Genomic DNA, 23109 nt, shown 5'->3' on the forward strand with positions numbered 1-23109 from the left:
AGTAACCTTGAAAAATTCAAGCAGGCCATGCGGCAAAAGCAAGCTGAGGTAATCCTTTTCTTCCAATTCTTTTTTTCAACAAAGAAAATCGATTCAGTCAATTCCCCCAACTTTTAGGACTGATCCGGTTTGGTACACACCTCTGGGACTAAGAACTGTATTGCCCACTGCTACTGCACAGGCATCGGTCACCTGACATCGGGCACTGGTCACCGGTTACCGGACATCCAACAACTCCAACACCCTTTCAACTTTCAGACTTCGCTCTTCAGAGTGCGTCCTCTGCGTTACCCTCTGTGATCATTGTGGTTAATATTACCCTTACCTCCACAAAAAAAGCTTAGCGAATCCAATCGCTAAGCTTTTTATACCTAAACTACAGTGGACAATGGACTGTCGACTGTGGACCAAAATCACCTCAATGAATTGATCCACTTGGCGATTTTCATCGCATCCTCCTTGGAAACCTGCGCCATAGGGGGCATCTCGGTAGGGTAGTCAGGCCAGTTTTGTGGTTCCGGATTATAGATCAACTCCACGATCCTTTCATCAGAATACCTTCTTTTTGCCACTTCCGCATAGCCCGGACCGATCAGCTTCTTGTCTTTTTGGTGACAGGCTGTACAGGTGTTTTTTGCCAAAATGGTCTTGATCTCGGCATCCGTAGGAACTGCAGAAGCCACCGCTTTAGCCGGTGCAGGCTTGGTAGGAGCTGGCTTCGCTGCCTCTTCCTTAACAGGCTCCGGCGCTGGCGTCTTGATTGTCATTTTGCTTCCCGCAGGGATATTGTTCAGGGTGTAGTAGGCATCAGGATGTACCAGGGAGAAACTTCCGTCCACTGCTCTTACTCCCGGAAGGCTGATTTTATGCACATAAGTAGGTCTTAAACCTTCCACGGCGATCCTTGCCGACATCCCGTCAGCAGCAACTTCCACGCCTAGAACCTTCAGGGTTTTGTTGTCCACAGGGGGGCTACCATATACCGGATAGTATTTGTAAGTAAAGCTCTCTACTTCGTAGGAGGTCAGATCCTCAGCAGAGGCTTTGTCCACAGGTTTGGTAAACTCTATAAGGAAACCGTCCGGCTGAGCCTTTACTGTTCTCATTTCAAATGGGATATTGTGGTTCCATACCAGTCGCTGCAAACCTTCATTTGCTTCTCCGGCAGAACCCCAACCTCTATTGGTCTCTCCGATAAACAGGGACTTGTCATGTGCCCATGCCATTCTTAGGATACCGGACTGAAATCCGGATCTGAAGTCTATAGAAGCTCCTTGCATCTCACCGTTTACCTCCTCCAGGATCACACGCATGATCTTGCTTTGTCCCTGGTCGCCGATCAATACCTGACCCGCAAATGGGCCAAAGGTGCCCTCGGGAATCAAAACTGGCTCCGCGTTGGAGATTCCCTGGATTCCATGTGGCAACCAAACTGCCGGCAATTTTAGATCTGGAAGCTGCTCTTTCGCCTGGGCATTGGTGATATAGGGCGCATCAATTACGTTTTCAGGCTTTAAAAAACCCCCGCTTCCATTAGGTACCTTTTGTGGATCTACCACTTTATTGAATTCATCCGTGGTCAGCTTCAGCGGAGAATCAGGAAGCCCTGTCCATGCCAAACCTGCCGGATGCCCTGTGAAATCGCCTTTGTCTATAAACCAAAGACCACCGGATCCCATATAGTCACCCTGATTTTCGGTATAAACCAACTGATCACCCAGCATTCCCAATCCCGCAGGGGATCTCATACCTGTGGCGTATGGCTCCATGCTTCCGTCCCGGTTGATTTTCATGACCCATCCTCTCATGGGCACACGGCTTTCACCTCTCCACCATTCCTGATCGCCGAAAGCGACGTTTGCAGAAACGAAGAAGGAACCATCAGGACCCACTTTGGGACCGAAGCTGTATTCATGGTAATGTGCGGAGAGGGGCCAGGCATACACTGTCTCATATAAGTCTGCTTTGCCGTCCTGGTCTGTATCTACCAGCTTGGTGAGCTCACCTCTTTGTGCCAGGTAAAAAGCTCCGTCCTCATAATGCAAACCTAAGATCTCATGCATTCCGGAAGCAAACTTTCTGAAGAAGGGTCTTGGGCTGGTAGGGTTTTCTACGATAAACACATCCCCTCTACGTGTCGCAACTCCAAGGTCACCATTGGGCAAAACGGTCAGCCCGCCCACTTCCAAAAGGGTTCCCTCCGGTGCGGTGACCCGCATGATTTTAAAGAAATCCTCTTCTTTAGGGGATTCCTGTGCATTTACTTGCCCGGGCATCAGCTGGATCACAGCTGCCAGACCAAAGGCAATTTTCGTGAATTTATTCTTTATCAATGTTGTCATCTTTGCGCTGTCCTTGGATTAAAAGAGAAGATTGTAAACGATGTTTCCCTTGGCAGGCAAGAAAATACCGGCAGCACCATCAATAGTCTGAGTAACCGGAGCTCCATAAGCAGCTTCATCGTATTGTAGGTAAACTCCTGTTTCAGGCAATAAATAATAGCCTTTGTTTACCTTTTGGATCTCTGACCCGTCAGCTACTTTGTAATAACCATTGCCTATTCCGGAAACAGTCCTGCTCAATCCTTTACCTGATTCTAGAACTTTTATTTCATCCTGTACCGCTTTGTCCGCAAGCAGGTAAGAGAAAACCATGTCCTCTGATCCATTCTTTAACTGGTATCCTTTGGTCCTGAATCCCTCTGATGCGCTGAAGTCACTGCCAACAGCATTTGCCGCAGGCTTGCCCAGGTTGACCAGGGCCCCACGGGGAACGGATACACCATTTCCACGGCTATTCCACATCGGGGTGGCATTGAGAAATTCACCTCTCCAAACCTGGATAAGAGTCCCGCTTTCCATATCGTAAGCGTAATTTACCTTTGCCTTGCTGGCTACAGACACCACATGGCTCAACCTCTTGTAATCAGGGATATCCCTGAAGCTTCTTAAAACCGGAGTTTCCTCTGCATTTACGTAAATAGGGTCAGTGTCCTGGTATGCACCTGCCTCCGATACCAAAAGAGCTGTTTCTCTAAGACCTGGCCCGGAAATAGATAGGTAGAACCTGTCCACTGACCAGTTTCTGTTTTTGGATGCCACGATCTGTATAGGATTGTCCCCGGCGTTTAGCTGCTTTCTCACACGCACGCCTCTGTTGGAAAGTCCGGTGATGGTTTCGTTTCCAACCGCCAAGCCTGAAAGTCCTCCGGGAACCTGCAGCGTGAGCTGGTATTCCCCGGCTTCAGCTACGTTTAGATCAGCGGAATATTTCGTCAGGTTCACATCAGAGACTGAAGCGGGGACTTCACTTAAACTGGCGGCTGTTCCTTTGGCAGTGGAAGTTTTCCCCACCAGATCTTCCAGGCTGTTAAATGAACCCTGGAAGGTCTCATAAGACACGTTGGCAATAGTGGGTGCTTTTGCGTCGAAAGGGATGATTTCTATATTTCTGAAAGCCACCGCCCCATGGTCACCCTGGATCCTCAACGGCCCTTCAGCCACATCCTTGCCGCTCATGGCTCCCCGGGTCGGCCCGAAGACTTCCAGGTTTTCATGGATGGTCACGCCGTTCAGCCTTACAGAAAGGAAACGTGCGTTTTCCGTTTTGGTGCCTGAAGCATCGAATTTCGCGGCCTGGAAGGAGACTTCCAGCTTTTGCCACACCCCAGGGGCCTTACTTGCGTTTTGCCTAGGGGCATAGCCCTGGTATCCTTTTTGGCCTTCCGGCTTGCTGTCATCCCAGCGCTGGTAGATGCCCCCGTTGTCACCGGGTTTGGTGGTGGTGGAAGCCCAGCTGTCCAGGATTTGGATCTCGTAGTTTCCCTGAAGATAAACACCGGAATTTGACCCTGGTGCGACCATGAATTCCAGCGAAAGATCCACATCTCCGAATTTTTCCTTGGAAATGATGTCGGCACCCGGCTTTTTCTTTGCGGGAAGGTTTGCCAAAACCCCGGATCCTGCCTCGGATTGGAGTTCATTAGGAACGGTCGGGTCTGCCCAGACTTTACCTACTTCTGACCAGCTGCCTTTATTGCCTTCAAAAGCGTTCAGGTCCAGCTTGACAGGATTTTGCTGTGCCTGCAGCGAGCCTATCTGTATGGCCAGAGCAGCAGTGAGCAAGCAAACATGTTTTTTCAAAATCATGTGGATTAATGTATTAATTGATTACTGTTAGGCTATAATGGGCTGATAAAAGAAGAAGTCTTGCAGGAAAGCAAATGCCTCCCCGCAAAACTTCTTAGTATTACCAGGCTATCTCCAATTTAATAGCCAGGGTTTTGAACTAAGTTAGGGTTCAAAGCTAGATGGATATGAGGAATCGGGAACAGCGCTCGGGTAGGCTCGGAAGCATCCTTGTCCCACCAAGTGCCTGTGGTGAACTCACCGAATCTGATCAGATCAGTCCTTCTTTTACCCTCAAATATAAACTCTCTTCCTCTTTCTGCAAGCAGTTCATCTAAAGTTAATGTGGCAGTCGTATATGCCTTATCAGCCCAGTCAGCCTCAGAATAGGCTCTCTTTCTGGATTCATTGATCAATTCTACCGCTTCAGCCGTGGCTGCTCCTCCATTCCTTCTCATCAGGGCTTCTGCCTTGTTGAAATATAGTTCTGTTAAACGATAGATAACATAATCATTTTCCCAGTAAGTCCCTTCCTCGTCAGCAGTTCCAGATCTGTATTTATGAAATCTTGCACCAGAGTTTTCTTCACCTTCTGTCATAGAGCCAACTCCTGTAGCACCTTCGGAATTTCTGCGGATATTGTTGACATAAACCAACGGTTGGCCATCATATTCTTCAGTGCCCAATATTGGTGCACCTGTTGCGTAGTCTGTTTGAGGACCGAAGAGGAACCACTCTTTCTTTCTCAGGTCATTTTCTTCGTAAGCATCAAAAGCGGTAGGGATTACCACAAATGCATTCCATCCACTATAGGTGACATTCAAGGCACGGGACATATTTCCATAACCGAAGAAGAATCCTGCCCAGTTGAAAGTAAATCCACCATCACGGCTAAAGGCGAACTGGAAGATGTTTTCAGGTGAGAACTGGTTTTGGTTGGAAAAGGGACCCAAAATGGAAGGGTCTAGTCTCATATTTCCCATCAAACTTCCGCCTTCACCATTAATGACTTTGTCAGCATAGGTTATGCTCTCTTCGTAACGTGGAGTTCCAGACCAAACTTCAGCATTCAGGTAAAGCTCGGAAAGCATGGCATAACCGGCAGCTTTGGATACTCTCCCCACAAGTGCTTGTGAGAGTGGTTGCAATTTTTCCACATTTGCCAACAACTCTTCTTCCACAAACTGAAATACTTCTGCACTTGGTCTAGTTTCAGGATTCGTAGGAGTTCCCACCGTGGTAACAATTGGAACGTTGCCCCACATGTCCATGATCCTTATGTAATGGTATGACCTCATTACTCTTACCTCAGCGAGGATAGATTCCATTTCGGAATCTGTGAGCCCCGCTGCTTGATAGTCTACTCCTTCTAAATCTTCTAGTACAGCATTGACATAGCCAAGGCCTCCCCACATCAAGTTCCAAGCTCCTCTCAACCTGTTTTCCTGCTCAGTCCATTCGTGACGGTGTAGACGGACATGGTCACCACCATCATAACCGTGACGACCTTTCTGTGGCCAGGCAATCTGGTCTGCGGCAGATTCAGAATGATAGTAATACCCATTCTGTCCAGTGGGAGCCAACCATGCCTGCATATGGGTAAATGGTCTCAGTACTCCTTGCATAATTTCTATTTTATTGTTGTAGAAATTATCTTTTGATAATTCGCTGTAGATTGTTTCATCCAAGTCGGTACAGGATACCGTAGCAATTAAAGCAACCGGAGTTAGTGCAGCGGATAATTTATTGAAATATTTTTTCATGATTCTTCTTAATTAAAATCCAACATTTAGACCCAGGGTGAAACTTTTGGTTCTAGGATAAAATCCTCTGCCATCAATTCCTGTCTCGAATCCTACATCCTGAAGCTCAGGATCCAGTCCAGAATAGCCAGTGAATGTCGCTATATTTCTACCAGAAGCATATACACGAAGGTTTTTCACATACTTCCCACCTACTTGGAATGTGTAGCCCAAGGTGATGTTGTCCAATTTTACGAATGAGCCATTCTCTAAATAATAATCAGAATACTGAGGATCATCATCTAATTCCGCATGTCTTGTTATTGCACTTTCTAAAAGGTTATTTGGTAACCATCTCTTATTACCAAAGTACATTTCTTTGGTATTAAGGATATCATAGTCAAATTTACCTCTAAAGAATAAGGTGAAATCCCATCCTTTGTATCTGAACACATTGTTGATGGATGCCATATACTTCGGTACGCCATTGCCAATGATGGTCAAATCTTCCTGGCTCATCTCTCCTGCAGTACCAGTAGTTCCGTCCGCTTTGTGGAATAACCACTTGCCGTCCTCATTGAAACCTGCGAATCGCTTGCCATAGAAATTACCAACTGCTCCGCCTTCTTCCACTCTGATAGCCTGACCTAAGTTACCTGGGCTAGGAAGTCCACCTGTTTCTATCCAAGAAACTGTAAACACATCATTGGAAAGTGAGGTAATCTTATTATGCTGCGTATTCGCAGTAAAGTCCACCTGCCAAGAGAAGCCACCCTTGTCAAGAACTTTGGAGCTTAAGAACAACTCTATACCTCTATTGTTGATGCTGCCCACATTAGTAAGGATGTTATCTCTAACAAATGCAGGCTGCTGAGCAGTGTAGTTATATAATAAGTCTACAGTGTTTCTGTTGTAAAAATCTAAGGAACCTGTGAGCTTATTGTTAAATAGCAAGAAGTCAAATCCAAGGTTCCACTCTCTTTTAGTCTCCCATCTCAAGTCAGGATTAGGATTTCTTGCTGCACCGTATGTCTGATAGAAAATACCTTCCTGAGGATAGACCCCTCCAGTACTTAGAGTAACTAATGAAAGGTAGTTGCCGATCCCCTGATTACCTGTCACACCATATCCTAAACGCAATTTCAGGTTATTGATTGTAGAACTGCCGCTAAGGAAGCTTTCCTCAGTCAATGCCCAACCTACTGATACAGCTGGGAAATTACCCCACTTATTGTTTGCCCCGAACTTGGATGAACCTTCTCTTCTTATAGTAGCCTGAGCAAAATACTTGTCTTTATAAGAATAACTAGCTCTACCGAAGAAGGCGATCAAGGTATTATCATCCTTAAATGACCCCATTCCCGGTCGTGGAAGTAATGTATTGTTGATAGCTGATCCAGCGCCTAGATTCCAATCCTGAAAACCGTCTGTCGTAAATCCGCTATTGTTAACATTAAAATCCTCTCGGGTAAAGTATTGATAGCTGTAACCTCCGATGAAATCAAGATTATGCTCTTGATTAAAGTTCTTTTTATAATTCACTGTCCCCTCAAACGTATTATTCCATTCAAGTCTATTGAATTTTGAAGCATAACCAGTACCTCTGTATTGTGAAACTGGTCTATTCGCAAAGTCATTCATGGATTGATAATACCTGTCATTATAGGTCATTCTCTGATGTGCACCAAATGCTGATACAGTCAAACCTTCCATTATATCCAGAGTCAACCTCACGTCTCCTGACAGGTTCATCTGCTTTCTTTCATTAGTTCTGTTTGCATACCTAGAAAGCGGATTGTAATTATTGTATGCTTCTGTTTCTACGAATGTACCGTCGGCATTGAAAATAGGTGCGGTTGGGTTTCTTTGGATCGCTTGCTCGAAGTCTCCACCTCCGCCACCAAGTCTATTAGCGTCAGACAAATTGATAGCCATGTTAGTTGCCAGGGTCAAACGATCCTGAAGACCTGTCTGGCTAAAGCTCATTCTGCCCCCATATTGCTTTCTGCTGTTCTCTTTGGCGATACCTTCAGCATCGTTGAAGAAGAATGAAACACGATAATTGCTATTTGTACTTCCACCTGATGCAGCAAAATTATGGTATTGGCTAAGGTTCTCTTTGTTTATAAGCGCATCGTACAAATCTGTTGAGGAACCTAAATCGTTGTTGCCATTAACCAATCCCTGATCAATCAGGTCACGGTATTGTGCCGCTGAAAGGTTGTCCGGTCTTCTATCAACAAATTCTCTCTGGAAATAAGTAGAGTAGTCAAATCTAGCCTGTCCTGATTTACCTTTCTTAGTAGTAATCAAAATTACACCTGCATTACCTCTGGTGCCATAGATAGCAGCTGCAGATCCATCCTTCAGCACATCAAATGTAGCTATGTCATCCTGCTGCAATAGATCAAGATTACCACCTGGAATCCCATCAATTACGATCAAAGGCTGCGTAGTTCCCACAACTGATGTAAGGCCACGAAGTTGGATATCTGTTCCTGAGTTAGGATTGCTTCCTTGGGTTCTTACAATATTCAATCCTGCTACTTTACCTTGAATCAGTTCCATAGGAGATCTTACACCTGTTTGAACAAAATCTTCACTTGAAACATTTGCCACAGCAGAAGTGATTTCCCTTTTCGTCTGTGTACCATAACCGATCACCACTACTTCATTTAAAGACTGCACGTCGTCCGCCATGGTAATGTTGAAGGTTCTTCTCTCCCCTACAGGTATTTCGACTGTCTTCATTCCTATAAATGAGAAGTTTAGGATGGATTCGTTTGAAGTTACCTCCAAGTCGAAGTTGCCATCTATATCCGTGACAGTTCCATTAGTCGTTCCTTTTTCAATTACCGTCACACCGGGCAATGGCATGCCGGACTCATCTACCACCACACCACTCACAGAGATCGCGGCGGCTTCCTCTATAGTAACGGCGGTTTCCGGGACATAGACAGCTTTCTTTCTTACTACTATATTCTCGTTGATCTGCTTAAACTCCAGCTTGGTCTGTCTGGACAGGGAAACCAAGGCATCGAATACATTGGTGTTTACATTGATAGCTACCTTGGATATACCTTTGATCTCCTTATTGGTATAGACAAAATTAAATCCTGTGGCAGCTTCCAACTGTTTGAACGCTTCCTCAATTGTGGCATTCTGAATATACATGCTCACATGGACTTCGTCCATTCTCTTGTCCTGGAATTTGCCTTCCGCAGCAAAAAGGACAGTCATACTCAGGCACTGTACTAGAAATATTTGGAAAAATCTCCTAGATACAGTTAAAATTCGTAACCGTACGTCATTTTTCATAACTTTAAATTTGGTTTAAACTATGTTGATTGGTTTTTACTTAAAATCCTGAATGCTTGTGACGAAGCATCCAGAAACCTCAGACTGGAGATGTTGGCGCATCTTCAGTCTTTTTTACATACTTTTCAAAGGTGTTTTTTAGCATAGAACTTAGAGGGGGTTATTGTTTGAAATTAATTTGAATGTCTTTTCCGTTGATCTCATACCTGAAGCGGGCGGTGTAGCTGAGACCTTCCAATATGTTTACAAGGGTTTCACCTTTGTATTTGCCCGAAAGTGTCAGATTATGATCTTTGAAATCGTTCAGTGTGATGCTTACCCCAAACCATTTTTCCAGCATTTGTAAGGCTTCTGGTAGGGGAGTCCTATCGAAGATTATGGTCTGATCCAACCAAGCCAGGATCACCGACTCATCGAAAGCACCTTTTTCCCAAGCTTTTCCGGAGGCGTAGGTTTGGATCTGTTCGCCTGGAACCAAGTAGTCTATAAACTCTGTGACATCCTGGGACTTGACCTCTACCTTGCCCGTAATCAGGGAAATGATGATTTTTTCTCCTGCAGCAGAGTTGATATTGAAACTGGTTCCCATGGCACGTGTGGTGATATCCTTGGTATGCACTACAAAAGGCTTCGTCGCATCATGGGCTACTTCAAAAAATGCCTCACCTTCCAGATATACTTCCCGGGTCTCTCCGACGAAGTTCTGCACATAGCGAATGCTGCTTGACGAATTTAGCTTCACCACCGTGCCATCGCTTAGCGTCACAGCCGATTTTACACCTGGCTTGGTGGAGTAAGTCAGCCATTTGATCTCCGGTGTGCCTTCCCGCTCGGGCAAGGTGTAATACATTACCCCCAGCGCAAAGGTCAATAATAAAAGAGCGGCTACCTTTACAACCTGGAAATTGATTTTTATTCTGCTTTTTCCCCGGTCTTGGGCAAATCTTTTGATCGTAGCCTCCGGACGTATAGGAAGACTTTTAACTTCTGTTTCCTGTGCCCCCAGATCCAGCTTTTGATCTATGCTCTCCCAAAGCCTGTCCAATTTTTTCGAGTCAAGAACAAAGTCCTGGGTAGGCATATTCAATACGATAGACCGGGCAGTTTCAATGTCCCTAATGCTTTGAGGGTTTTTGCTTATGTATTCTTCCCATTGAAGATTTCTCTTATTGCTAGGGGAAAGTATCCATTCCCTGAATTCAGAGTCCAACACAAAATCTTCTACCGAGAAATTTGATTTGTCCATAATGAGCCTATTCATTACAGTAAGGAGCAAATGGCTAAAAGTTATCCTTCCGGATTTTAATGATTTTTAAGATTTACGGTTAATTTAAAAAATCATTCAATCGATTGCGAAATCGGCAATGATGGATGTGGAGATTTATGGATTTCGAAAGGGGTATATGACCCTTTGTGTTTGAGACCTGCCAGGTTTTCCTGTTGGGAGCGGGGAATAAAGAGCTTTTTTGCCAGACCAGAAGGTGTAAACCTGGCAGGTTTTTCTATTACAAATCCCTCTGGCCCCCTTTGATCATAGCTGTATTCCAAAAGAAAACCAAAGGTAAAGGGGGAGTTTGGCAAGTGCTCCTTCTGAAGCTGAGGTCGGTTTGTTGGGCAAGGAATGGTTTTTTACCAAACGTTCCTACGGAACGACCATAAATCCCCGCATCCCTAATCTACCGACCACCCGTTCCTACGGAACGAAATGGATTCGATAGGGTAAGGACTAATTCAATTGATGCTTTTAGTTAAGTGCTTTATTGTTTCAGCTTGCTTATGAATTTGTCCCATCGGGACAACTGGTCGGTAGAAACAAGTGATCGGTCGTTATGAGCGTTCCATCGGAACGCTTGGTGAATTGAGTTTTACAGCAGCTCATGAAAAATGTATTTTTCATCCCACTCTAAATCAAAAGCATCCAGAATTGATTTATACTCTTCATTAAATGTTTTTTTGGAATGGTGCTCTTCTTGATTTTGAATATATCTTATTACCTGCGGCAATTGGCTTTTTGAATAGGAAAATGCCCCAAACCCATCTTGCCAATGAAATTTAGAGGAACTTAATTTATTGGCGTTGATCCATTTTGAACTTTCAGTCTTCACATTTTGAATCAATGAAGAGAGGGACTGGTCGGGTCGCATCCCAAACAGAATATGGATGTGATCGGGCATGCTCTCGATCTGCAAAACCTTATGTTTATTGGCTTGAATCATACCTGTTAAATATTGGTGGAGACGTTCTTTCCAACTTGGTTGGATTTGTGACTTTCTGAATTTCACCGCAAAAATTAAATGAATATGGATTTGTGTGTAGGTGTTTGGCATGGTTGAAAGAGAATGTTTGTTATAATTTAATGCCTAACGATCTATTTATCAAACGTTCCTACGGAACGATACTAAATTCCCCATGGATAAAATCTACCGACCACACGTTCCTACGGAACGGATGGCTTCGATGAAGCAAGACCTGGTCTCATGAATGCCTTATTGGAAGTGCTTGAAACTCCAGCTTGCTTATGGATTTGTCCCAGCGGGACAACTGGTCGGTAGAAACAGGCGTAGGGTTCGTTAGGAGCGTTCCATCGGAAGGCTTGGTGAGATTAGTTTTACCTCCAAACCTTCCAGGTTTCCTGTTGGGAGCGAGAAAGAAACTTTTTTTGCCAGACCCGAAGATGCAAACCTGGCAGGTTTTTCTTGATCAGTTTTGCAAGGTGGCTGTTTTGTCTATTTGAGACCACCAAGTCCAGAAAAGAACACCAAGGCCACGGATACTGTACACACTAGTTGAAAAGGAATTGACTTTTACCAAACGTTCCTACGGAACGATAACAAATTCCGTATCCCTAAATCTACCGACCATACGTTCCTACGGAACGAACTATGGGGGCATCCTTATATACGCTTTATTTATGGAAGTGCTTGGGGGTCCAGGATCTTATGGATTTGTCCCATAGGGACAACTGGTCGGTAGAAACAGGAGCAGGGCTCGTTAGGGGCGTTCCATCGGAACGCTTGGTGAATGGAGTTACAAAGCAAGTTTCGAAAATGAAGGATTGTAAGGGGGATACATTCGTTTGACACAAAGTTCATGGACGGTATTGTCACCTCTACTCTAAACCTGCCAGATTTAAGCTGAAACTACTACAAACAACAAAAATACGGCAATAGCCTTCTTCAGCGCATTGATAGCTTTCCAGGCCAATGTATAGGTGGAACGTATCGTGATGTCGAGCAACTTGGAGGTCTCCTCGTAACTGAGTTTTTCAAAATAGAGATACTGTAGTACTTCTTTCTGTCGAACCGGTAAATTGCCCATGGCTACTTTTAGTTTAGACGAAATCTCTGACTCGTTCTGTCGCTTGACCAACTGATCTTCCACAGAAAGTTCCAAAGGGATCTCATCACCGACCCAGACCATCATGCCGCGTTTGGCATTTTTACCAAGTTCTTTTTGAATTCTATTGGAAAGTGACTTAAACAGATATTGCCGGATATTTACCTCTGCGCAAAGCTTACTTCGGTAATTCCAAAGGTCTATAAAAACATCCTGTATGGCATCCTGCACTATTGCTTCATCCGCATGCAGGCTCATGCCAAATCGGAACAAATCCTTGATAAACAACCTGTAAATTGCTTCCAGCGCAGCCTTTTCACCAGAACGCAGTTCAAGCCATAACTCTTCAGTCGAGTTTACCTTTAATAAACTAGAATCAATAAATGACAACTTAATAGCGGGTTACTTGGATTAGACTCACAATTAACAAATTTTATGATTAACAAAAAAAAGAATAGGGATAGTTGGTCGAAAAAAATGATTTTATAATGCTCTCATAATTAAGCACTAAAAATTATATTTAACTTATGGATAAATTAAAATATAATTTAAGTACCCCCATACTTTATTGAAAAATTAATAAATGTGTCTGGTCTTTTGATGTATGAGCGAAGGGAGATCAATCAAAATACTGCTTTACAGTTTATCCAGCTCCTTTCGCTGCCCGCCACCCTGTTTCTTAAAGTGACTGGGAGTCATCCCCGTTTCTTTCTTGAATTGTGATGAAAGGTAAGCCACACTACTATAGCTAAGAAGATCTGCTATTTCCGAAAGGCTTTTTTCATTGTAGGTAATTAGTTCCTTTACCCGCTCGATTTTTAGCTTGGTGATGTACTTTTCAATTGTGATTCCCTCGACCTGGGAAAAGAGTTTGCTCAGATAGGTGTATTCATGATTCAGTTTATTCGATATAAAGCTTGAATAGTTTTCGGACATTAATTCCTCGGAATGCTGGATCCGCTCTATTAAAATGCTTTTGACTTGGGAAATCAAAGCTGATTTTCCCTGCTCCAGGAGTTCAAATCCCCGGGATTGCAGTGATTCTTCCAATTCTCTTCGCTTTTCCGCACAGGGTAAATCAACAAAGGAAATGCTTCCCAGTTTCACCGTGGAGTAGGGGATCAGCAGCTGGTCCAAGGATTCCCTTACGGCCGCGATGCACCGCGGACAGACCATGTTTTTAACGTATATCACTGGCATGTTTTATCCCGGGTTTTGTTATAGTAAAGGTATGTAGGAAATTAAAAGTTCTTGTGCTTCTAAATTCTTACACCCTTCGGTCTCCCGTCTTCGGTCTCCCGCCTCCCCGCACCGTGCATCCGACATCCAAAATCAGGTAAGGTCACTCCGTCTCCTGTCTTCGGTCTAAATTCATTGGTCACCCGACATCGGACATCGGTCACCGGACACCCAACATTCTCCGATCTTCCGTCTTCACATCATTGGTCACCGGGCATCCAACATCTACTTTCTAAATTTTCTCAAGATAAATCCTGGAAACAGCAAGAAACGCGAAAGCTATGACAGGCATGGCCAGGGCACTTGCCGGGTCTTCATTTGCCAGATGGGCTATAAACGCTGAAATAAAGGTGATCCCAAATCCTGCATACGCCCATTCCTTTATAAGTTTTGGAACTGCGGGAATCAATAATACCAAAGCTCCCACAAACTTGGCGATACCTAACTCGATCCGGAAGAAATCCTTAAACCCCATTGCGATAAATCCAGCTGAGACGTTTGGATCGCTAAAATAGGCGTATGCGCTTAATAGCATCATCAATGATACCAGAGAGGTGGCTGTCCAATAAATAATTTTATTCTTCATAATTGTTTTTTTTACAAACTTATGAGAATAAGCTATACATTTGTAAGTACTATACTAAGGTATAGCACTATACTCCGGTATAGTTTAAGCGGAAACCTAGGGAACCCTCAAATCGGTACGATCAAAATCACCGTTAAGACACACAGTGCTCCGCCGGATGGCGGATAAATAGTCAAACTTGCAGTAGGCATGGGCCCCATCCGGATCCGCCGTGTCGCACGGAACAGGTAACGACCAATAAAAACAAAAACCAACAAATGAAATCGAGCATGTCGCAGGCGACACACAGAGAGAGATGATTAGCTACTATGCGAGATTCCATGTGACCATTGAAAAACAATTATAAACACATGAAAAACTTAGACAAGAATAACCATAACCAATGCACGGGTATTATCCGGCCTGTGCAAGACGCGTTGGATGTTTTGAATGGGAAATGGAAATTGCCCATCATCGTAGCCCTCATTCATGGGTACAAACGCTTTTCCGAGATTTCCAGGCAAGTTCCGGGAATCACTGACCGTATGCTTTCCAAAGAGCTCCGGGATCTGGAGCTGAATCAATTGGTGAAAAGATCGGTTTATGATACCTTTCCTGTCACCGTTGAATATACGATGACAGCTTATGGTGAAACACTCAAAGATGTGATAGAAGCCTTACATATCTGGGGAGAAAACCACAGACGCAAAATTTTTGGGGAGGAACTTGTCAATGACGATATCAATAAAGATCATCTTGCGTAGTTCTGATTTTTGCAGCTGGCTGACATTATGAAGAAAATCTCAGATTCTAGGGAAGCACCATTTATGTAGTTCATGCCCCTGGGAATAAGCCAGTTTCACCCCATTCGGGGCTTGCGTGTTAGTTTGCTGCCTAAATCCCCCGGCTCTGCCGAGGGTTATGAGAAGTTTCAACCCTTCGGGTTTTTGGTTGGTAGGTTGTAAAGCTTTCTGGTGAACACCAAAAAATTGGTTGTAAGGCTTTCTGAATACCCTGGTCTGTCAATACAAAGTATCATATATATTTCCAAGCCAGCTCCGAAGGAGCCTGACCGTTCATGACGCTATATAAATAAAGCGCAGGGTGGTGGAAAAAACAGTTTCACCCCTTTCGGGGCTTGCGTGTTAGTTTGCTGGCTAAATCCCCCGGCTCTGCCGAGGGTTATTAGAAGTTTCAACCCTTTGGGTTTTTGGTTCTGAAGTAAAACAGACAATACCAGAATAATTGGCTGTGAAGCTTTTTAAATATCCAGGCCTATAAAAAAAATCTGCGCTAAATCTGCGGGAGACCCTTTCATTCTTTAATTTCAGCTAGCCAACAGAATCCATTCCAACAATATAAATCTGCGTTAAATCTGCGATTTTTCAGCGCCTATCTGCGGGAAAACGCTTTATATACAGCCATCTTGGGGAAAACTTCCTATATATCCTAGAAAACCATGTTCCAGACCCAAAACAAAACCTTAAAATATTTTTTGTTCTGTATTTGCAGAACTAACTGAACTTTGCTTACCTTTGCCCCGTTATCACCCCATAACCCAAATTAATTGAAGATGATTTTAACTGAAAGACACAAAGAACTCATAGAGCGCATCGGTGTATTCCACGAACACAAAGGAATGCAGCCACTAGTTGGAAGAATCATAGGTCTTCTTTTGATTCACGAAGAAGGCGAGGTCTCCTTTGATGAAATAGTGGAGCAACTTGGAGTCAGTAAAAGCGCAGTGAGTAACGCCCTGACTTTCCTTCAGGCTAAAGGCAGATGCGTGTATTCCACAAGACCCGGCGATAGAAAAAGATACTTTGCCCTTAAGCTCAGTGACTGGAGAGAGGACTTTGCGAAAGAACTTGAAAATATAGCCGAGATCCAGAAATTCATAGATGAGGTACTGGAAGTCAGAACAGATAAAAACCCGGAATTCAATTGTAAAATGAAAGATTTTTCTGATTTCTTAGGCTTCTTCAAAAAAGAAATCCCAGCTCTATTTGAACGCTTTAAAAAGCAACATTGCTAAAAAAATTTGACTACTAGGTTTATTAAAAACAGAACCAACTAGATATTTTATAACCAACTATTATTCAATTATGTTAAAGAAGTATTTAACCTATGCATTTTTCTTAATAGCCCCTGTAATGGCTATGGGACAGGAAGCGGGGCAGGAATTTAATCTTTCGGACACCCTCACACTGAAAGAGAGTATCCAGATCGGTTTGAAGAACAACCGAACGCTGAAGAAATCAATTCTGGATGAAGAAAAGGCAAAGTACCAGAGAAATGAGATCAGGGGAGCCGGCCTTCCGCAGCTTTCGGCCTATGGTAATTACAATAATTTCTTGGATGTATATCCCCAAGCCGTGCCAGGAGGCTTGTTTGGCCCAAGTGGCCCAAATGATATTGATGTGATTGCACTGGGTGTGCCCCAGTCTGTGCAGGCAGGAGCGCAATTGAACCAATTGATCTTCAGCAATTCCTATTTGATTGGGTTAAAGGCCGCAAAGACCGGTGAGGAGTTTTACCGCATATTGGCACAGCAGACGGAGGAGGATGTAATTCTCGAAATATCAATGAATTACTTGGGAGTAATTCAACTGGAGCTTCAGAAGGAGAATTTGCTGGCAAATATAGATCAGTTGGAAAGCTTGGAGAAAATCCTCCAATCCCAATATGAAAATGATCTGGCCCGCAAAGTGGATCTAAACCGGGTAAAAGTCAATCTGACCTCTATTAAAAGTGAGCTGGAAAATCTGGAGATTACTATTTACCAGCAGGAGGGATACCTGAAGCTGTTGATGGGCATTCCGGTGGACACAGACATCAATCTGGATCAATCTGTAGCCGATACAGATCAGTTCATAAAAACATTCCAGATTCAAGATTTTAATATTTTGAATAGAAAAGATATTCAGGTGCTAGGCGTACAGCAGCAGTTATATGAATACGAATACAAAAACATCAAGGCTGCGCACCAGCCCCAATTAGTGGGTTTTGCGGACTTCAACAAGAATGCATTCTCTCAGGATTTTGACTTTTTGAGTCAAAATAAAGTATGGTACCAGGGATTCCTGATTGGCTTGAAGCTTGAAATTCCGATTTTCGATGGTATGCAGACGAAATTTAAGGCGGCCCAATCCAAAGTAAATGCGCATCAATTAAGCCTAGACCGTCTTCAGGCAGAAGATGCCGCTGAATTGGAATACAAAAACGCACTCAATAAATATTACAACTCCTTAAGTACACTTAAGTCATTGGATGGCAATCTTGATCTGGCCGACGAGGTATTAAACGAGACCACATTGCTTTATAAAGAAGGACTGAGTCCATTGACTGACTTGCTAGACGCGGAGACTACACAGCGTCAGGCACAGGCCAATTACAACAATCAGCTCATACAGGTCAGAATAGCCCAACTGGAGATTCTGAACTCAACCGGAAAAATCACTAATCTTTTACTGTAACCGAAAACTTATACCAACAATGAAGAAATCAATAATCATAGCATTACTCCTGGTAGGGGTAGGGGCGGTTGCCTTCACGCTTTATAATAACAAGCAGGAAATGAACGAGGCGGCCACACTTGCGATGAAATCAAGTGAATATATCTCTGTTACGGTGGAGAATGTGGAAGAAAAAACCGTCAACCGGAATTTTGAGGCGAATGGCGTCTTTCAACCTTCCCAGGAATTGAACCTCATGTCTGAAACCTCCGGATCCATCGTGAAAATCCATAAAAGAAAGGGAGACTATGTCCGTAAAGGAGACCTCATTGTGCAGATAGACGACCGTCTGATCAGGGCTGATTATACGATTGCCCAACTTAATAGAGATCAGGCTGAAAAGGATCTGAAGCGCTTTGAGAATCTTGCCGCCACGGATGCGATCACCAAAAAGCAGCTGGAAGAAAACGAAAAGGCCTTCAAAATTGCGGATGCACAACTGACGGCTTTGAAGAAAAGACTGGATGATACCCAAGTGACAGCGCCCATATCAGGGTTTATCAACCAGGATCACTATGAGATGGGAACCTTGGTAAGCCCGGGGATGCCTTTGGCAGAGATCATCAACAAAACCCCTTTAAAACTATCTGTAAAGGTGACCGAAAGTGAAATAGCCAAGGTGAAATTGGGGGAAGAGATAGCCGTACGGGTGAACGCTATTTCCAACCAAGACTTCACCGGTAAAGTACACTTCATTTCAGACAGGGCAGATGCCTCTTTCAAATATGAAGTGGAGCTGGTCATGAACAGTGCTAACCAGGACCAGATCAAGCCAGGGATGTTCGGTACTGCCCAGTTCAAATTTTCCCAGGAAGAGAAAGTGCTGAAAATTGATAGAAAATCCATTGCAGGAAGCTTAAAATCCCCAGGAGTATTCTTAATCAAAGACGAGGTGGCAGTTTACCAGCCGGTCAAAATCAATCCGCTGGACGATGGTACTGTAGAGATATTGGAGGGGTTGAAAGCAGGGGATAAGGTGATTGCCTCGGGCCTCATCAATGTGAAAGAAGGTACAAAAGTGAAAGTTCAATAAATTATGCAGATCACCAAAATATCTATACAGCGTTCCACCATGGTGGTCGTGCTGTTCACTGTTCTGACTTTGCTTGGGATCTTTTCCTACACCCAGCTGTCGTATGAGCTTTTGCCCAAAATGGAAACCAATGTGGTGACCATATCCACCATCTATCCAGGTGCCGCGCCTTCAGAAGTGGAAACTTCAGTGACCAAAAAAATAGAGGATGCGGTAGCCTCTTTGGAAGGGATCAAGTCCATGAATTCGATCTCTCAGGAGAGCGTGTCCATCATTACCATTGAACTAGAAGCAGGGGAAGATGTGGATTATTCCCTTCAGGATGCGCAGCGTAAGATCAATGCGATTTTGGGAGACCTGCCTGATGATGCTGACCCGCCAAGTTTGGGTAAGTTTGACCTGGATGACCTTCCTATCATGCAGCTGGCCGTGTATTCCGAGTTGAATCCTTCAGCTTTCTATGATTTGGTGAAAAATAAAATCCAGCCCTCCCTGGCACAGATCAAAGGGGTGGCGCAGGTGAATATGTTGGGTGGTACCGAGCGGGAGATTAAAGTAAACCTGGATAGAAATAAACTGGATGCCTATGGTATTTCCCCTGTTTCCGTGGCCCAAACGATCAATGCAAGTAATCTTGACTTCCCTACCGGAAGATTGAAGGATACAGAAGGACAGGTTTTGATCCGGCTTGCCGGTAAATTCCAGAGCGTGCAGGACATAGAAAATCTTGTGGTTGCTTACCGCACGGATGAATCTCCTATACAATTGAAAGAAGTTGCCGAAATCCAGGACTCCTTCAAAGATGAAGATATACTGACAAGACTTAATGGCAAATCAGCCATAGGCCTTACCGTACAGAAGCAATCCGATGCCAACGCGGTAGAAGTTTCTGAGATTTTGGAGCATGAGCTTCATTCCTTGGAGCAGACTTACACAGCTGAAGGGGTTTCTTTCCAGATTTCCCAAAATACTTCAGAATTTACGCTGGAAGCTGCAAATGACGTGATCAAGGACTTGATTATAGCCATTGTGTTGGTGGCTTTGATCATGCTGTTGTTCCTGCACAGTATCCGGAATGCGGTCATCGTAATGGTGGCAGTTCCTGCTTCTATCGTGGCTACATTCACGGTGATGTTTCTGGCAGGCTTCACATTGAACCTGATGTCACTTCTGGCACTTTCTCTGGTGGTAGGTATTCTGGTCGATGACGCGATTGTGGTCATCGAAAACATCTATCGTCACCTGGAAATGGGAAAGACCATAGCCCAGGCATCTTATGACGGTATCCGTGAAATCGGTGCTACCGTAGTTTCGATAACCTTGGTGATTATCGTGGTGTTCGTGCCATTGGCATTGACCGGAGGATTGATCGGGGGTATTTTGGCTCAGTTCAGTATCACAGTGGCCACGGCTACCTTGATCAGTTTGCTGGTTGCATTTACCCTGATCCCCCTGCTCACCTCCCGGTTTTCCAAGCTGGAGCACCTGGATAAGAATTCTTTCTTCGGGAAAATCATCTATGGTTTCGAAGCAGGCTTGGATGCGTTTGTGGACTGGTTGATAGAAATATTGAGATGGGGATTTGCGCACAAAGTAGCCTTACTTGCAATTACCTTCATACTCTTTATATCTTCTTTCTTCTTGGTGATCCAAGGATTTATCGGCTCAGAGTTCGTATCCGAGGGCGATAGAGGGGAATTCCTTCTTAGGCTCGAGCTTCCCAAAGACGCCACGCTGGAGCAGACTAACTTTAAAACCCGCGAAGTGGAGGATTACCTGAGAACTCTTCCTGAGGTAACTGAAGTGTTTACTACCGTAGGTGTGGCCAGTGGGCAGTTTACAGGTTCGCAGTCCTCACCGTTTACTTCTGAGATTTTGGTGAAACTGGTAGGGCCGGAGCACAGGTCTATGACGGGGCCTGATTATGCGAGGAAGCTCGAGAACTACCTGGAGGAGAATATCACAGGAGCTGAATATACCGGTGTCCCTATCTCCATCATGGGTACCGCAAATGATGCACCGATCCAAGTCATCGTCTCCGGGCCTGACAAGGATTCCATCCGGGTAGTTTCGGAGAAGATAGAAGCGATTCTTGCCGGACTGAAAGGTACCCGTAAAATAGAAAGCTCACTGGAAGACGGTAACCCTGAAATCCGGATAGAAGTAGATCGCTTCAAAATGAACGAACTAGGGCTTTCCATGGACATGGTGGGCGGAGCACTCCAGGTTGCATTCAACGGTAACGACGATTCCAAATATACAGACGGGGACTATGAATATGATATCATGGTCAAACTCAATGAATTTGACAGAAAGTCCATCTCTGATGTGCAGAACCTGACTTTCCTGAACAGAAACGGGAATCTGGTGAAGCTGGAGCAATTTGCCCGAGTGAATCAGTCAGAAGGCCCCACCAAGCTCGAAAGAAGGGACAGGGTGTCTTCCGTGAAAATCACCTCCCAGGTGGCCGGGGTTCCGTCAGGTACAGTAGGCGCCGAGTTGACTGCCGCTATAGATCAGATGGACCTCCCTCAGCAAGTCAAAATCAATTACGACGGGGATATGAAAAACCAGTCTGAAGGTTTCGGATCATTGGGATTGGCACTTATGGCCTCCATCATTTTGATCTACCTGATCATGGTGGCATTGTATGATTCATATATCTATCCGCTGGTGGTGATGTTCTCACTTCCCATGGCCTTGATCGGTTCTCTCTTGGCTTTGGCACTGACCAAAGGTACACTGAGTATCTTCTCCATCATGGGTCTGATCATGTTGATGGGGCTAGTGGCGAAAAATGCCATCCTTTTGGTCGATTTCACCAATCAGCTGAAAGAGGCTGGGGTAGAGGTGAAAGAGGCATTGGAGAAAGCAGTGAAAATCAGGTTCCGCCCCATCTTGATGACTACCATTGCCATGGTGATTGGTATGATGCCTATCGCTTTGGCTTCGGGTGCCGGTGCTGAATGGAAAAACAGCCTAGCTTGGGTAATCATCGGTGGATTGTTGTCATCCATGTTCCTGACCTTGGTCGTAGTTCCTGTGATATATTATCTCTTTGATAGGTTTATGGTCAAAATCGGAAAAGGAGAGAAGAAGCAAATCGAACTGGAAGATACCGATGTGGAGGAATTTGAATCCGAAGCGGCGGCCTACGTCTAGACAAATTTATAGATACACAGCCACTAGCTCAGTTCTCATGCATTTGGGCTAGTGGCATTAATTACAACGTCAATGAAAAATTATACTGATTTACGGAAAATCTCCAAAGTCTTCCATCAATATGGAATAGATCTTACCGGAAAAAGAAAATACGCTTCTTTTGAGAGCGATTTGAGGATGGATAAAGTGTTTGTGTCCGGTTTGATATTCGAACTTGAATACGAATTGAGAAAGCAGCTTGAGGATGATAAGGTGGCAGGGGTACAGGCTCCCGCGGAGATAATAGAATTGTTGATGAGTTGATTTCTTCAACCCGGATTATGCATTAGGTTTCGTCATGAAGGCATTAATTGCAAGAAAATCAGGCTGTTTGGAGAGTGAGTCCGCCGCGGCGGATATGGTGAACTCGAAAACAGCAATGTAATGGCTGATTTTGAAGCAATTAATGGCTGCAATAACTTGTGCGCCGCGGCGTAGAATTGCTAATGCATATTTCGGGTTCAAAAAAGAGCCCGGCAGTTTCGGGCTCTTTTCTTATCAGGATTTTAACCACGAAGGACACGGAGTTTTTTGCAGAGGGCGCTGGAGAGCCAAGAGTCTAGAGCCAAGAATCAAGATGTTAGAGCCAAGAGGAAATTGAGGAGTGCCAGTAATCAGTCTCAGTTGTCAGGCCTTGTGATTTGAGGTTGAGACCTTCCTAATATTTCAATATGCCAATTTTTGAATTTTGAATCCAAGTAAATCGCCCGGCCATTAATGCATAGTATCAAGTAGCTAGTATCAAGTATCAAGAGCCAAGAAGCCAGAGCCAAGAGGAAATTGAGGAGTGCCAGTAATCAGTCTCAGTTATCAGGACTTGTGAATTGAGGTTGAGGCTTTCCTAATATTTCAATATGCCAATTTTGAATTTTTCAATCCAAATAAATCGCCCGGCCATTAATGCTTAGTGATAGTACCTGAATAAAGTTGTCACAATTTGTTGTTGTTCACAACTCCAATGAGGATGAAAAATGATTATCAAATTAAGCAAAAGCGTTCCTTTAGTGAAGGGTTACGCAAACAGATTGTGGGT

General features: G+C 44.2%; 15 protein-coding genes. 6 read left to right on the forward strand and 9 right to left on the reverse strand.

Features of this window, described 5'->3' with window-relative positions:
• Nucleotides 1-413: 413 nt before the first annotated feature.
• From LZF95_RS25250 to LZF95_RS25290, 9 genes are all read right to left on the reverse strand, one after another.
• On the reverse strand, nt 414-2276 hold the full coding sequence (locus LZF95_RS25250; protein WP_233758238.1) for a c-type cytochrome: 1863 nt from the start codon (nt 2274-2276) through the stop codon (nt 414-416).
• Between the two features lie 84 nt (nt 2277-2360).
• Nucleotides 2361-4148 (reverse strand): DUF1080 domain-containing protein, encoded by a 1788-nt coding sequence (locus tag LZF95_RS25255; protein ID WP_233758222.1) that lies wholly within the window; start codon nt 4146-4148, stop codon nt 2361-2363.
• A 119-nt stretch (nt 4149-4267) separates the two neighbouring features.
• On the reverse strand, nt 4268-5890 hold the full coding sequence (locus LZF95_RS25260; protein WP_233758223.1) for a RagB/SusD family nutrient uptake outer membrane protein: 1623 nt from the start codon (nt 5888-5890) through the stop codon (nt 4268-4270).
• A 12-nt stretch (nt 5891-5902) separates the two neighbouring features.
• Complete coding sequence (locus LZF95_RS25265; RefSeq protein WP_233758225.1) at nt 5903-9109, reverse strand: TonB-dependent receptor; 3207 nt, start codon at nt 9107-9109, stop codon at nt 5903-5905.
• Nucleotides 9110-9347: 238 nt separating this feature from the next.
• On the reverse strand, nt 9348-10433 hold the full coding sequence (locus LZF95_RS25270; RefSeq protein ID WP_233758226.1) for a FecR family protein: 1086 nt from the start codon (nt 10431-10433) through the stop codon (nt 9348-9350).
• A 619-nt stretch (nt 10434-11052) separates the two neighbouring features.
• Nucleotides 11053-11514 carry an IS200/IS605 family transposase gene (gene tnpA / locus LZF95_RS25275; protein ID WP_233758227.1) on the reverse strand — a complete coding sequence of 154 codons (462 nt, stop codon included), beginning with the start codon at nt 11512-11514 and terminating at the stop codon, nt 11053-11055.
• An 802-nt stretch (nt 11515-12316) separates the two neighbouring features.
• Nucleotides 12317-12913, reverse strand: coding sequence for an RNA polymerase sigma factor (locus tag LZF95_RS25280; RefSeq protein WP_233758228.1), 597 nt, complete (start codon nt 12911-12913; stop codon nt 12317-12319).
• A gap of 246 nt (nt 12914-13159) precedes the next feature.
• Complete coding sequence (locus tag LZF95_RS25285) at nt 13160-13723, reverse strand: AraC family transcriptional regulator (protein ID WP_233758229.1); 564 nt, start codon at nt 13721-13723, stop codon at nt 13160-13162.
• 271 nt (nt 13724-13994) lie between these two features.
• The gene (locus LZF95_RS25290) at nt 13995-14348 is read right to left on the reverse strand and encodes a DoxX family protein (protein WP_233758230.1); all 354 of its coding nucleotides are present in this window, start codon (nt 14346-14348) and stop codon (nt 13995-13997) included.
• 350 nt (nt 14349-14698) lie between these two features.
• Between LZF95_RS25290 and LZF95_RS25295 the strand changes: the two genes are divergently transcribed.
• The 6 genes from LZF95_RS25295 to LZF95_RS25320 all read left to right on the forward strand — a co-directional run bounded on the left by LZF95_RS25295 (nt 14699) and on the right by LZF95_RS25320 (nt 22340).
• Nucleotides 14699-15091 carry a helix-turn-helix domain-containing protein gene (locus LZF95_RS25295; protein ID WP_233758231.1) on the forward strand — a complete coding sequence of 131 codons (393 nt, stop codon included), beginning with the start codon at nt 14699-14701 and terminating at the stop codon, nt 15089-15091.
• An 809-nt stretch (nt 15092-15900) separates the two neighbouring features.
• On the forward strand, nt 15901-16362 hold the full coding sequence (locus LZF95_RS25300; protein WP_233758232.1) for a GbsR/MarR family transcriptional regulator: 462 nt from the start codon (nt 15901-15903) through the stop codon (nt 16360-16362).
• A gap of 70 nt (nt 16363-16432) precedes the next feature.
• The gene (locus LZF95_RS25305; RefSeq protein WP_233758233.1) at nt 16433-17803 is read left to right on the forward strand and encodes a TolC family protein; all 1371 of its coding nucleotides are present in this window, start codon (nt 16433-16435) and stop codon (nt 17801-17803) included.
• Nucleotides 17804-17822: 19 nt separating this feature from the next.
• Nucleotides 17823-18875: an efflux RND transporter periplasmic adaptor subunit gene (locus LZF95_RS25310; protein WP_233758234.1), complete on the forward strand. Its 1053-nt coding sequence runs from the start codon at nt 17823-17825 to the stop codon at nt 18873-18875.
• A gap of 3 nt (nt 18876-18878) precedes the next feature.
• Nucleotides 18879-22037 (forward strand): efflux RND transporter permease subunit, encoded by a 3159-nt coding sequence (locus LZF95_RS25315; RefSeq protein ID WP_233758236.1) that lies wholly within the window; start codon nt 18879-18881, stop codon nt 22035-22037.
• Between the two features lie 72 nt (nt 22038-22109).
• Nucleotides 22110-22340 carry an acyl carrier protein gene (locus LZF95_RS25320; RefSeq protein ID WP_233758237.1) on the forward strand — a complete coding sequence of 77 codons (231 nt, stop codon included), beginning with the start codon at nt 22110-22112 and terminating at the stop codon, nt 22338-22340.
• Nucleotides 22341-23109 lie beyond the last annotated feature (769 nt).

The sequence above is a fragment of the Algoriphagus sp. AGSA1 genome, from assembly GCF_021390545.1.
Lineage (GTDB): Bacteria > Bacteroidota > Bacteroidia > Cytophagales > Cyclobacteriaceae > Algoriphagus.